12 protein-coding genes are annotated in these 13,358 nt (G+C 63.1%); 10 read left to right on the forward strand and 2 right to left on the reverse strand.

Going from position 1 to position 13,358, the window contains the following annotated elements; all coding sequences use genetic code 11:
* The first annotated feature begins 24 nt into the window (after positions 1-24).
* The 10 genes from IV500_RS09060 to IV500_RS09105 all read left to right on the forward strand — a co-directional run bounded on the left by IV500_RS09060 (position 25) and on the right by IV500_RS09105 (position 10,241).
* Positions 25-1,566, forward strand: a complete 1,542-nt coding sequence (locus tag IV500_RS09060) for a sugar porter family MFS transporter (RefSeq protein ID WP_312875876.1) — start codon at positions 25-27, stop codon at positions 1,564-1,566.
* Positions 1,567-1,618: 52 nt separating this feature from the next.
* A complete protein-coding gene (locus IV500_RS09065; RefSeq protein WP_196396488.1) occupies positions 1,619-2,314 on the forward strand; it encodes a haloacid dehalogenase type II in 696 nt (231 codons plus the stop codon).
* A gap of 322 nt (positions 2,315-2,636) precedes the next feature.
* Positions 2,637-3,122, forward strand: a complete 486-nt coding sequence (locus IV500_RS09070) for a CBS domain-containing protein (RefSeq protein WP_312875877.1) — start codon at positions 2,637-2,639, stop codon at positions 3,120-3,122.
* A 36-nt stretch (positions 3,123-3,158) separates the two neighbouring features.
* Positions 3,159-4,271, forward strand: a complete 1,113-nt coding sequence (gene pdhA, locus IV500_RS09075; RefSeq protein WP_196396489.1) for a pyruvate dehydrogenase (acetyl-transferring) E1 component subunit alpha — start codon at positions 3,159-3,161, stop codon at positions 4,269-4,271.
* Complete coding sequence (locus tag IV500_RS09080) at positions 4,268-5,326, forward strand: alpha-ketoacid dehydrogenase subunit beta (RefSeq protein ID WP_230854739.1); 1,059 nt, start codon at positions 4,268-4,270, stop codon at positions 5,324-5,326. The genes pdhA and IV500_RS09080 overlap by 4 nt, the downstream gene beginning before the upstream one ends.
* 26 nt (positions 5,327-5,352) lie before the next feature.
* Positions 5,353-6,669 carry a dihydrolipoamide acetyltransferase family protein gene (locus tag IV500_RS09085; protein ID WP_196396490.1) on the forward strand — a complete coding sequence of 439 codons (1,317 nt, stop codon included), beginning with the start codon at positions 5,353-5,355 and terminating at the stop codon, positions 6,667-6,669.
* 224 nt (positions 6,670-6,893) lie between these two features.
* Positions 6,894-7,256, forward strand: a complete 363-nt coding sequence (locus IV500_RS09090; protein WP_196396491.1) for a DUF488 domain-containing protein — start codon at positions 6,894-6,896, stop codon at positions 7,254-7,256.
* Between the two features lie 49 nt (positions 7,257-7,305).
* Positions 7,306-7,842: a universal stress protein gene (locus IV500_RS09095; RefSeq protein ID WP_196396492.1), complete on the forward strand. Its 537-nt coding sequence runs from the start codon at positions 7,306-7,308 to the stop codon at positions 7,840-7,842.
* A 157-nt stretch (positions 7,843-7,999) separates the two neighbouring features.
* Complete coding sequence (locus IV500_RS09100; protein ID WP_196396493.1) at positions 8,000-8,533, forward strand: universal stress protein; 534 nt, start codon at positions 8,000-8,002, stop codon at positions 8,531-8,533.
* A gap of 610 nt (positions 8,534-9,143) precedes the next feature.
* On the forward strand, positions 9,144-10,241 hold the full coding sequence (locus IV500_RS09105) for an NAD(P)-dependent oxidoreductase (protein ID WP_196396494.1): 1,098 nt from the start codon (positions 9,144-9,146) through the stop codon (positions 10,239-10,241).
* On the opposite strand, the gene IV500_RS09110 is transcribed toward IV500_RS09105, so the two are convergent.
* Both IV500_RS09110 and IV500_RS09115 read right to left on the reverse strand, forming a co-directional pair.
* Entirely contained in the window at positions 10,235-11,494 is a 1,260-nt protein-coding gene (locus tag IV500_RS09110) for an NAD(P)/FAD-dependent oxidoreductase (protein ID WP_196396495.1), read from the reverse strand. The genes IV500_RS09105 and IV500_RS09110 overlap by 7 nt on opposite strands.
* A 46-nt stretch (positions 11,495-11,540) precedes the next feature.
* Positions 11,541-13,355, reverse strand: a complete 1,815-nt coding sequence (locus IV500_RS09115) for a molybdopterin-dependent oxidoreductase (RefSeq protein WP_196396496.1) — start codon at positions 13,353-13,355, stop codon at positions 11,541-11,543.
* Positions 13,356-13,358 lie beyond the last annotated feature (3 nt).

Consider the following 13,358-nt stretch of genomic DNA (forward strand, 5'->3'; position numbering starts at 1 on the left):
CAGGCTTATCATTCCGGGAGGTTTGTGGTGGAGAACCAAAAATCGGAGCAGGGCGGAGACGGCGACGAGCCGTACACCTCAATTGACCGCAGACACACCACACGCGTGGTTCTGATCTCGATCGGCGCCGCTGTGGGTGGATTCATCTTCGGGTTTGACAGTTCGGTGATCAATGGCGCGATCAACGCGGTCACTGACCAGTTTGCACTCTCCGCAGCCGTCACTGGATTCGTGGTGGCCATTTCCCTCCTTGGCGCCGCGGTAGGTGCATGGTTTGGTGGCCCGGTCGCGAACAAGTGGGGCCGAACAAGGGTGATGCTGCTCGTGGGCATCCTGTTCTTGGCCGGTTCGGTGGGCTCCGCGTTCGCCTTTTCTGCCTGGGACCTGGCGGCTTGGCGTGTTATCGGCGGGTTAAGCATCGGTGCGGCCTCTGCCATTGTTCCGTCCTATATTTCAGAAATTTCACCGGCCAAGCTCAGGGGCCGCCTGACGTCTTTGCAGCAGATGGCCATTGTGCTCGGTATTTTCGTGGCGCTGTTGATGGATGACGTCCTTACCGGTGCCTCCGGTGGCGCCGGTGCCGAATTCTGGTGGGGCCTGGAGACTTGGCGCTGGATGTTCCTTGCCGGAGTTGTTCCCGCCGTCGTCTATGGGGCGCTGGCGCTGAGGTTGCCGGAATCCCCGCGCATGCTGGTCTCCAACGGCGACTCGGACAAGGCTATCGAAGTGTTGAAGCATGTTCACGGACGCAGTGAGAGCGAAACAAAGACCCTGGTCGACTCCATCCGCAAGTCCATCCGAAGTGATTCCAAGCCTTCCTTCAAGGACCTTAGGGGCGGCACGCTGGGCCTGGTACCCATTGTGTGGGTCGGCGTCATCATTGCGGCCTTCCAGCAGCTGGTCGGCATCAATGTGATTTTCTACTACTCAAACTCGTTGTGGCGATCGGTCGGATTCAGTGCGGACTTCGCTTCCAATGCGTCGGTGATTACGGCGATCACCAACGTGGTGATAACTGTGGTGGCGATCTTCCTGATCGACAAACTTGGCCGCCGTCCACTGCTGTTGATCGGTTCCTCAGGCATGACCATCAGTCTGGTGCTCATGGCAATCAGCTTCACTCAGGCATCCATTGTCAACGGTCAACCGGAGTTGCCGGAGCCATGGGGGCCGGTGGCACTGGTGGCTGCGAACGCGTTTGTCGTTTCTTTCGCTGTTTCCTGGGGACCAGTGATGTGGACGCTGCTGGGCGAAATGTTCCCGAACCAGATCCGCGGGCTCGCGGTTGGCATTGCAACGGCGGTGAACTGGCTTGCTAACTTCGCCGTTACCGTCACGTTCCCGGCGCTGAGCCAGATGTCGTTGCCGTTTACGTACAGCATGTACGCGTTCTTCGCCCTGGCGTCGCTGGTGTTCGTATTCTTCAAGGTTCCCGAAACCAAGAACATTCCGCTGGAGAAGATGTCGGACAGGTATAAGCGGGAGCGCCGCAAGGCTGGTAAGTCCACTTCCGGATCTTCCGACGGGTCCTCCGGGTCTTCCGGTAAGGCCGAGGCCCGGGGCTAGCCCGCCGGTCGGCAGCAATCTAAATTCCGCGTGTTTTCAAGGAGATGAACTTATGGCTTACGTCCCGGCAGTCATTGTCTTTGACGTCAATGGCACGCTCTCTGATATTGGTCCACTAGGGGCTGCTTTCACGCGCTGCGGAATGCCTGCTGATTCGGCGCAATTGTGGTTCACGGAAATTCTCCGGGACGGATTTGCCCTGGCTGCAGCGGGTGACAACGTGGCCTTTGCCGATATAGCCAGCGATAGTCTCCAGCGTATGTTAAACAATAAGAGCGCCACGAGCGCCCGGAACAACACCGGTAACACCACGGAGCAGGCGAAGCGGATCATGACGGCGCTCAATGACCTGGCGCTCCACCCCGACGCAACTGACGGAATCGTGGCGCTCGGCCGCATCGCAGAGCTGGTCACGCTCAGCAATGGCGCCGCCTCAGTGGCGGAAGCGCTTCTGACACGCGGCGAAGTGCGGGATACGTTCTCCCTGTTACTGAGCGTTCAGGATGCACCGCGATGGAAACCGGCGCTTCAGGCTTATGAATACGCTGTCCGGAAATGCGGGAAGACGGCTCAGGAGATGCTGCTGGTGGCGGTTCATCCGTGGGATATACACGGTGGGCACGCCGCCGGCATGCGCACAGCCTGGATCAATCGGTCCGGCGCTGCGTATCCGTCCTATTTCGCGGAACCAGACATCGTAGCAAACGACTTGGTATCCCTGGCTGAAGGTCTCTGTGCTACTCGGTAGCTTCGGCGCAAGGGCTGAACAGACGTAGCCTTAGACGAGGTGGTCGCTGGCTCAGCGTCCCGCGTTGGACGGAACGTTCCAGGTTCCGAGTCACTGGACCGAAGGCAAATTTGGGTACGGGAAACCAACCGTACCAACCGGGGCTTAGGAGCACACCCGTGGTGCCCCTTGCCAGGCCCGAGCATCTGGGTAGGCTGGGGGTCAGAGGACCTGGTTCCCTCTCCCGACCGGTCTCGTCCAGGCCGGGCGCCGTCAGTTCCAGGCATTTATCCATTTCAAGTACACGAGCGTTGAAATCCGTAACCCCGGGAGGAATGCCAGCGTGGATACTGAAAGCGTCCGTACAGCCGAACAAATCATGAGCACACCGGTCATTACCGTCCCCCCGGATACCCCGGTCGCGGACATTGCAGGGCTGCTGCGCCGACACCATATCAGCGCGGTCCCGGTCGTCGATCCGGCCGGGCATGTGCTGGGCCTCGTCAGCGACTATGACCTGCTGGCCAGGACGGGCGACACGGCGGCGTTGGTCATGAGTACGGCCGTGATCAGCGTCAGCGCCGACACGGAAATTTCGGACATCCGCCGATTGTTGATTGATCAGCGATTCGGCCGACTGCCGGTGTTGGCTGGTGGTCGGCTGGCAGGCATTGTCAGCCGCGGCGACTTGGTGGCGATGCTGATCACCGAGTGGGTATGCGCCGACTGCGGCGAGCCGGTCCGCGGGGAGAGAGCGCCGGATAGCTGCCCCAAGTGTGGTGGAAGCAGTGCCGGATTTACCTTTCAAGAGCAGCCTCCGGGCCCGTAAACACCGGCCGGCGCCAACGAGAGCAGGAGGAACAAGATGGCTGAACGACGCAGAGCGGCAGCGGTGCAGGTGTCAGAACCTGCGGCGCCAACAAAGGCAGAAACCACCGGGGCATTCCCCGCGGACGAACCTGCCGAACGGCTCGTGGACTACTACGCTGACATGGTTCTGATCCGCAGGTTTGAGCTCAGCGCGGACCAGATGTACAAACGCGCCAAGATCGGTGGTTATTGCCACCTAAACCTCGGCGAAGAGGCCACCGTCGTCGGACTGATGGACGCGCTGGCGCCTACCGATTATCTGTTCACCAACTACAGAGACCACGGGTATGCCTTGATGCGCGGTCTGGAACCCGGACGGGTGATGGCCGAGTTGTTCGGCAAATCAGCAGGGGTGTCCAAGGGGCGCGGCGGTTCAATGCATATGTTTGACGCCGGAGCGCGGCTGATGGGTGGTTACGGCATTGTCGGAGGCCAGATTCCTCCAGCGACGGGCGCCGCCCTTGCCCTGACCTACCGGGGCAAGCCCGGACCGGATGCTGAGGTCGTGATGTGTCAGATGGGCGATGGCACCACCAACATTGGTGCGTTCCACGAATCCCTGAATCTGGCCGCCGTTTGGCACCTGCCTATCGTTTACGTGATCGTCAACAACCGCTTAGGGATGGGGACCACCGTTGAGGCGGCCGCCGGCGAACCAGACCTGTATAAGCGCGGCTGTTCCTACAGAATTCCGGGCGAGCGCGTTGACGGCACGGATGTCGTGGCAGTGCGCGAGGGCGCCCGGCGTGCCTTGGATCGTGCGCGGCTGCAGCGCGAGCCGGCGCTGCTTGAGGTGATGAGCTATCGGCTGCGGGGGCACTCGGTCGTGGATCCGGCGCGGTATAGCTCAGCTGCCGACGTCGAAACGGCCCAGGCCGCTGATCCGGTGCCGGCCATGCGGCGCCGTCTGCTGGCGGCGGGGCTGCTCAATGACGCGAAGGCACGGCACATCGAGGCCGACGCCGACGCGAAGGTCGCAGCCGCCGTCGCCTTCGCCGATGCCAGCCCCGATCCAGCACCCGGCCGGCTTTTCGACTATATATACGCCACACCGGTGGCGAACACCTCCCACTCCCTGCCTGGCGATCCCGCGGTGGTGATCCCATGACCAGTGATCCCATGACCAACCATCCCATGCACGTTGAGGGAGCGGCCACGCCCGTGGTCACCTACCGTCAGGCACTGAACGACGCCCTGCGTGCTGAGCTGACCCGCGATAAGAACGTCATCCTGCTGGGCGAGGAGATCGGAATCTTCGAGGGCTCCTACAAGATCACCGCGGGGCTGCTCACCGAGTTCGGACCGGAGCGCGTCCGCGATACGCCAATCGCCGAGGAAGGCTTCGTCGGCGCTGCGATCGGCGCCGCGATGCTGGGCATGCGTCCGGTGGTGGAGATCATGACGCTGAACTTCAGCCTCATCGCCATCGATCAAATCGTGAACCACGCAGCGAAAATCTACGGCATGTTCGGCGGCCAGACCCCGGTGCCCATGGTGATCCGGATGCCCGGCGGCGGCGGCCAGCAGTTGGCCGCGACACACTCGCAGAACCTGGAGGTATGGTTTGCACACATCCCCGGGCTCAAGGTCGTAGCGCCCGCAACCCCTGCCGATGCCAAGGCACTGCTCCTGGCCGCCATCCGGGACAACGATCCGGTGATCTTTCTGGAGAACCTTTCGCTGTACAACACCAAGGGTGAGGTGCCGGAGGGCGACCTGCCCGCCGAAATCGGCAGGGCCGCCGTTGCCCGGGAAGGGACCGACCTGACGGTGATCACCTATTCGCGCGCGACGACGGTGGCCCTCCAGGTGGCACGCCAGCTGGCGGAGGAGGGGATCTCCATCGAGGTAGTGGACCTGCGCAGCCTCCGTCCGCTTGACCGTGAAACGGTCTGCGCCTCCGTCCGCAAGACCAGCCGGGCAGTGGTCCTGGAAGACGACTGGCTCAGCTACGGGGTAGGCGCGGAGATTTCCGCCACCCTCATGGAAGGTGCCTTCGATTATCTGGACGCGCCGGTGCGCCGTGTGGCAGCCGCCGAAGTTCCGCTGCCGTATGCCAAACCCTTGGAACTAGCAGCATTGCCGGATGCGAACGACCTGATCAAGGTCATCCGCGAGCTCCTCGACGCCACCCGCTTCACCCGCCAGCAGCAGAATCGATAGACATTGTTACCCGATAGGGGGATTCCATGCCCGAAGTAGTTATGCCCAGGCTTTCCGACACGATGGAGGAGGGCATACTCAGCCGCTGGCTCAAAAAGGAAGGGGACGCGGTCCGGCAGGGCGACGTGATCGGCGAGATCGACACCGACAAGGCCACGATGGAGTTGGAAAGCTTTGACGACGGAATCCTGGAAAAACTGCTGGTTCAGGAGGGCACCACGGTCGCGATCGGCCAGCCGCTGGCCGTGATCGGTAACGGCACCGGCAGCCCGGGCCCTGCGTCGACCGGTGACGGCACCGCGACTGCTACCGCGGCCGCGGCGGCACCGGATGGTACAGCCCCGGAGATGATGACCGCCCCCGCTCCAGATCCGGCGGTCCCAGCCCCGCTGCCTTCGAAAACTGTCGCGGCTTCCGACCACGCGCAGCCGGATGCCGGTTCGCAACGGCTGTTGAGCTCCCCGCTCGCACGGCGCGAGGCTGCGCGGCATGGACTGAATCCGGCAACCATCATCGGCACCGGCCCAGGAGGACGGATTGTGCGTGCGGATGTGGAAGCCGCAATAGCCGCGGCGGAAGCGGCCCCCTCGCGGCCTGAACGGCAAGCACAGCAGACGGGACCGGGAGCGCAAGCTGAGCAGCCGCCGTCGTCGGCCCCGGAATCCGTCGAAGTCCCGCTGACGCGGATGCGCAAGGTGACAGCGCGCCGACTCACAGAAAGCGCGGCCGTGCCGCACTTCTACCTGACCGTCGTTGTGGGCGTCGACGCTCTGTTCCGCTTCCGAAGGGAGGTCAATGAACGATTCGCCGACCAAGGTCTCAAGGTGAGCGTCACAGACCTGCTGGTGCGGGCCTGCGCCGTCACTCTGAGGAGCTACCCGCAGGTCAACTCGTCCTGGGGCGAAGACAGTATCTTTGCGCACCGACGGATTAACATCGGCGTGGCGGTGGCCCTGGATGACGGTCTGATCGTCCCCGTGGTGACCGACGCTGATGCCAGGAGCTTGGATCAGACAGCCGCGGAAACCCGCTCTCTGGCGGAAAAAGCCCGTGCCGGAACACTGAAGCTGAAGGAACTCAGCGGCGGTACTTTTACCATTAGCAATCTGGGCATGTTCGGCATTGATAACTTCACCGCGGTGATTAACCCACCCGAGGCTGCCATCCTCGCCGTCGGGGCGGCCACCAAGGAACCGTTCTTACAGGATGGGGAGCTGCGCAGCCGGAGCATCATGAAGATCACCATGACTTCCGACCACAGGGTACTGGACGGTGCAACCTCCGCCGCCTTCCTGCGGGATCTCAAGCGCACCCTCGAGGAACCGTTGAGGATGGTCCTGTGAAGGGACGATTGTGAGTGCCGGTCGCTGCGTTACGGAATACAGCCATGCGGTTCCATAGTCGTCCCGAGCACGTTGTTGGCGTGTGTACGAATCAATGCCTTCGCCGGTGAAGGGGCGCATAATGAAGCCAGGGGCACACCGTGCGCGTCGTGTCGACTGTTACGTACTTCGCAGCGACACGGCACGTTTTGGCACGGGGGCCGCGTCAGCGAGGAGGCTGAACAATGGCAAAGACAACGGACGTCCAAGTACGCCGGGTTTATGACGCGGTTAATGACGACGACGGAGCACGGGTCCTGGTTGATCACATCTGGCCCCGTGGGATGACCAAGACCAAGGCTGCACTTGATGAATGGTGCAAGGACGTCTCCCCGTCAACGGAACTTCGCAAGTGGTACAACCACGACCCCGCTAAGTTCGACGAATTCACCAAACGCTACAAGAGCGAACTCAAGGACCCCGCCCGCGCGCAGGCGCTGGAACACCTGCAGGAACTTGCCACCTCCGGGAAATTGACACTCCTGACCGCCACCAAGGCCGCCGACATCAGCGAGGCCACCGTCCTGGCCGGCCTGCTCCGCCGATAACGGTCCGGAACTGCCAGCACCGAAATGAACTTTTGGAAGGAAGCGAACCATGACTGCGAAGGAAAACACATTTGTGACGGCCCAAACAGACAGAGACGATGAGGTGATTCCTGCGCACGGGCAAAGGGTGGTGGTCGGAGTGGACAGTTCGGAAGGATCACAGGCAGCGCTGCATTGGGCGGTGTCCGAAGCACGGCTGCACGGGGCTGGCCTCCACCTCGTGATGGCCTGGCAGCAGCCCCAATATTACGGTGCCGGCAACGGTCTGGTGCTGGGCATGGATCCTTCCGGCGATACGGGATCAATACTGGCTGATGCTGCCGAGACCGAACTTGCCCGGCTCGGATCCGAGGCAGGAGCGGGCGAGCGCCCAGCGATCACGTGGGAAGCTGTTGAGGGACACCCCGCAGAGGTCCTCGTTCGTGCCAGCGAAGACGCGGCCATGGTGGTGGTGGGTTCCCGGGGCCACGGTGGTTTCATCGGAGCGCTGCTGGGCTCGGTGAGCCAGCATGTGGTGGCACACGCCCGCTGCCCGGTGGTTGTGATCCCGGATTCCCGGCGGCATCGGCCCGAAGACACGCGGTGAGTGGCACCTGTGGCGTTTTCTCACGGCACCCACAGACCCAGGACCGCGGCGGTGCCGCGAGGCCCCAGCCAAGCCTGCCCGCAGGCCGGCGGCCGCTGCCGCTGCTGAAGGACGGAATGTGCGCCGCAGAGAAAAACCTGTAGAAGGAACTGCAACGATGAGTGAAAACCAGTCTGCAAGGGAGCCGGAGGCAACCGACTCCGGCACGGATCCCGACGCCTCCTCCGGCGCTGGGAGGATCGTGGTGGGGGTCGATGGCTCGGAAGGATCGCTGGCGGCACTGGGATGGGCCGTGGCTGAGGCAAAGTTGCGTGGCGTCCGCGTTCACGCCGTTCTGGCCTGGCAGCCCCCGGAGTTCTACCCGGCCCCGAATGGCTGGACTCCACGGAGGGGACCGTCGGGGGAATCGGCGCAACAATTGGCCGATGCTGCGCTGGCAGAGGTGACCGGACATGGGGAGGCGGCCGTGGTCGGAGAGGGCGTGAAGATCAGTTGCGAGGCACTTGAGGGCCATCCGGCACAGATACTGGTGCTCAGCGCGGAAGGCGCGGCCATGGTGGTCGTGGGTTCCCGGGGCCATGGCGGATTCGTCGGGGTGTTGTTGGGCTCGGTGAGCCAGCATGTGGTGGCGCACGCGGACTGCCCAGTGGTTGTCATCCCGGAGCCCGCTGCCGACAGGATCCGGTCTTGACCATCACCCCAGGTTGGGGCTCCGGCACGTCAGCAGTGGCCGGGCTGGCGGCCGCCCCGGTCCACGCCGCGGCATGGATGCAAATGTTCGACGCCTACCTGCTCGCATCCGCAGAAGGCACCGGCACATCCTTCGTGCCTTTCGACCCCGGTCTCCGTGCGGTTCGTTCGGACGGGCTGGGGGGTCGACGCCGGGGCTTGCCCGACTCGCGTTCGGCCTGCTCGCGGCCGGGCGCACGCTCCGGATGGAGATCAGCCACACGAGGACGGCGTACGCCCTGGGGGAGGCGAGCCGTTGCAGATCGTCCACCACGGACAACCTGTCACGGACCCTGCCCCTCCACCAGGCTGAAACCGTCGATTGTTTGGCGCGTCACTTGGTTGGAGTGCTTCCGCCGGACCTGCTCGCAGCGGTGCCACGGATTCATCGTGGACAGCGACATCCCACACCCAAAACTCCCGGTAGAAGGCCTCGGAGCGGTCGGGTTGGGCCAGGGACATGACGGCCGATGCCAGTTGCAGAGGATGCCCTCCGCCCTGACCGGTATGAACGCCGTCATCTGGAACGGTCTCCCAGGACTTGCCCGGCTGTCCGCAGGAGCCTCGACCGTATGGCCGGCTTCATCTACGATGAAATGGTGACCACGGACCAGGAGATGGTGGGCGGGAGACGGATCGTCGTGGCGGTTGCCACCACGATCGAACCGGGATGGGTGGCCGCCATCAAGGCGGTCGATGACCGGCTTGATGTGCGCTATGAGCCGCAGCTGGTGCCGGCACCGCGGTTCCCCGGACACGACAGCGGCACCGGCGCCATTCAACGGACCCGGGACCATGATTTCCACTGGCCAACGACGCTGGCCGAGGCGGAGATCATCCTCGGTTGGCCCCAAAACACTGCGGAAGGCCTGGCGGACCTGGTGCGTTCCAACACAGGGCTACGGTGGGTGCAGGCAACGGTTAGCGGGCCGGGCGGATTGGTGCAGGCCGCCGGGCTGACCGCCCAAGAACTGGACAGGTTACAGATCACCGGGGTGGACGGCATCCAGGCCGGACCGCGGGCGGAGTTCGCGATCTTTGCCCTGCTCGCCTTCGCCCAAGGGCTTGCGCCCCTGCGCTCTGCTTCCCTGGGCCACTCGGAGCAGTCCGCTATGGCCGAGCTCGCCGGGCAGACCTTGCTTGTTCTCGGACTGGGCCCGGCCGGGGCGGAAGTAGCCCGGCTGGGCAAGGCGTTCGGCATGCATGTACTGGCCGTCACCCGGACAGGGAACGGGCGGGCGCCGAACGTGGACCAGCTGCGGCCCGCACGGTTTCTGGGGGACATGCTCCCTGTCTCCCCCGCCGTCGTGCTGGCCTTGCCCCTGACAGAAAAGACCACTGGCCTGATCGGGGACAGCGCGATCAGCCGGATGCGCGCCGACGCGGTCCTGGTCAACATCGGACACGGCGCCGTCATTGACGAGCGGGCGCTGGTCACAGGTCTAGAGCACGGCCAGCCGGCGGCAGCCGTTCTGGACGCCTTTGCTGCCGAAACGTTGCCGTCCCAGAGCGTGCTCCGGTCCCTGCCCAACGTCTTGATCAGCCCCCGCGCTGCCTCCGTGTCGCGGAGCGGGAACGAACGGCTCATCGCCGCTTTTACGGCAAATCTCCGCCGCTATCTGGACGGGGAGGAACTTGTTGGCCTGCTCCGACCGTCCTTGCACTACTGAGTGTTCGGGGGTTCGGCGGCGCTGACGTCCGACAACGGGGTGCCGGTGTCAGCCAGGTGCGCAGGGTCGACAGGCTGTCCGCCGCGCACCAATGCCTTGATGGTGTCGGTCTGGTCCCAGACATTGATATTCATCCCGGCCAGCACCCGGCGGTCCTTGAGCCAGAAGACAATGCACTCCAGCTTCTCCTTGTCCCCGCGAAAGACCACCTCGTCGTAGCCTCCCGCTCCCACGTAGCCGGAGTACTCCATCCCCAACTCGTACTGGTCGCTGTAAAAGTACGGGACCTCATCATAGGCCGCGTCCGCACCCAGCATGGACCGGGCGGCCACGGCCGGCTGGCTCAGGGCGTTGAACCAGTGCTCAATGCGGATGTGCTCTCCCAGCAGTGGGTGGAAGGCATTGGCCACATCTCCTGCGGCGTAGATATCCGGAGACGAGGACCGCAGGTGCTCATCTACCACGATCCCGTTGTCGACGGCCAGGCCCGCCGCCTTGGCCAATGAGGTGTTGGGCACGGCGCCGACACCGACCACCACAAGGTCCGCGTCTATGCGCGACCCGTCGGCGAGTTCCACGCCTGTTGCGCGGTGGGGATCATCGCCGGTGATCTGTGCAACCCGGGCGCCCAGGCGCAGGTCCACCCCATGGGCACGGTGCAGGTCGGCAAATAGTTGTGCTGCTTCCCTACCCAACACGCGCAGCAGCGGCAGTTCGCCGCGTTCGAGCACCGTCACCTGAAGTCCGGCGGCCCGCGCGGCTGCGGCGACTTCCAGCCCGATCCAGCCGGCTCCGACGATCACCACACGCGAGGCGGTCGTGAAAGCGAACTTGAGCTGCTCGCTGTCCTCAATCCGCCGCAGGTAGTAGACGCGGTGTGGGTCTGCGCCGGGCAGGGACAGAATGCGTGGTGACGCACCGGTGGTGATAAGCAGCTTGTCGTAGGACACCACCGGGTCCCCGACGGCCAGGCTGACCAAGTGGTTGGCGGGGTCAATTGCCGTGACCGTTTGGCTGGTCCGCAGTTCGACGTCGTGTTCGGCATACCAGGCCTTGGGGTGGACGTAGATCTTTTTCTTTTCTGATTTGCCCTGCAAATAATCCTTTGACAGCGGGGGGCGCTCATAGGGGCGCTCTGGTTCCTGCCCAAGCAGCACGATGCGGCCTGTAAAGCCCTCGGTCCGCAACGCTTCGGCCGCTTTCGCGCCGGCAAGCCCAGCACCGACTATGACAAAGGTCTCCAGGGTTTCCATTTAGCGATCCTCCTAATGGCGGCTGTGCAGCCAGTGTGTGGGTTGTTCAGATGGATTGGCTGTAGCCGAAGAACTCGTGGTCGTTGTTGTAACCGCCCTCGCCACCGCCGACCTCGGAGAAGCTTTCAACAAACTCGATGCCCTTGATCCACTTGACCATTTTGAAGCCGAGTTCCACCTCGTTACGCAACCGCAACGGGGCGCCGTGGCCGAAGGAGAGGGCACCGTCGTTCATGTCATAGGCGAGCATGGTCAGGTCGTAATGCATTTGTTCGATGGCTTGGGCATCGTAGTAAATGCCGCCGTCGGAGCCGTCGGCGAAGGAATAGAAGATCACCCATTTCGCCTCCGGCTTCGGTTTAACCAAATCCATGATGGTCTGCATTGACACACCACCCCATTTCGCCACCCCTGACCAGCCCTGGATGCAAAAGTGTTGGGTGATCTGCTCGTGGTGGGGGAGCGCGCGCAGCTGGCCCAGATCCAGTTCCACAGGGTTCTCCACCAGTCCGTTGATCCGCAGGCGGTAGTTGGCGAAGTTGCCGTCCCGCAGGCCCTGGTACTCCCGTGATTCGGGGTATTTGCCGTTGTGCCAGAAATACGGCGAGATGTCCTTTTCCGTGTACTGGCCCGGTTTGGAATCAATATGTTCAAATAACCGTTGTGCCGGACCGATTAAGGCATACCCGATACGTTGCACCATCCGTGGGTAGCGGTAAGTCAGGGGGGTGGCGGCAACCCAGCCAACAATGACGACGACCATGGACGCCGCGAAGATCCAGAACCCGGTCCAGGACTCAGTGTTCTGTGAGGCGTACATGTGGTTGAGGTTGTTCAGCGCTCCCGTTGTCAGGACCAGGGTGACGTGGATGATGATGAAGAGCACAAACCAGCACATGACCAAAAAGTGCAGCGACCGGGCCACCTGGATACTGAACACAGAGCTGACCCAGCTGAACTTGGTCGATAATGCCGGCGACATGCCCAATCCGGTGATCATGGCCAGCGGGGCGGCGATGAAGACCGTGACGAAGTACGCGATGAGCTGCAGGCTGTTGTAGTTGGTCCATCCGGTTTCTACGGGCCAGTCCAGGGAGAGGTATTGGATGGCGACCGAGATGGAGTTGGGAATGACGTCCCAGTGCAGCGGGATCAGACGCAGCCACTGCCCGGTGGAAAAGAGCAGGATATAGAAGATCAGGCCATTGAGCAGCCACAGCGTGTCAACGCCGAGATGCCACCATCGTGCCAGCCCGATGGTATGGCGCCGGCCCGGTAAGCCGACCCCGGAGGGCAGCGTGATCGAATCCTGCTTCGCGGTATAAAGGGGGTCTTCGGGGACAGGTATCTGCATCCGGAACCAATTCCGGCCGGGACCGCTGTGACGGGTCCAGTACAGCCGGGGATGGTCGGCCAGGATCTGCCAGCCGGAGCGGATGATGAAAATCATGAAAAACAGGTTCAGGAAATGCTGCCAACCCAGCCAGGCCGGGAAACCCACCGGCGCGCCGGCCGGACGGCTGGACGCCCCCGGATACTCGGCCATGAAGGTTTGTACACCAGGGAGCCCTCGGATTCCCTTGGCCACAGCGATCCCGATGACCAGCAGCACGAAGCCGATCGGGATCAGCCAGAGCAGGTTGAACCACTTGCGTTCACCAATTCGCACACGGGGGGCCACACCGTACTGCGCCGGAATAGAGCCGGCCCACTGGGCGTCAATGACGTCGTCGTCCTTGCGGGTCAGCTCTGACCGGAAACTTCTGTACGCGTGCGGTCCCTCATCAGCCGCGGGCGGGGGAGGCTGCTTGGTGGGTGCACCGTCCGAGGGGAAAGACTGTGGATCTGTTGGCGGTTCCATAAA

The sequence above is a fragment of the Arthrobacter terrae genome, assembly GCF_015708085.1.
In the GTDB taxonomy this organism is placed as follows: Bacteria; Actinomycetota; Actinomycetes; order Actinomycetales; family Micrococcaceae; genus Arthrobacter_M; species Arthrobacter_M terrae.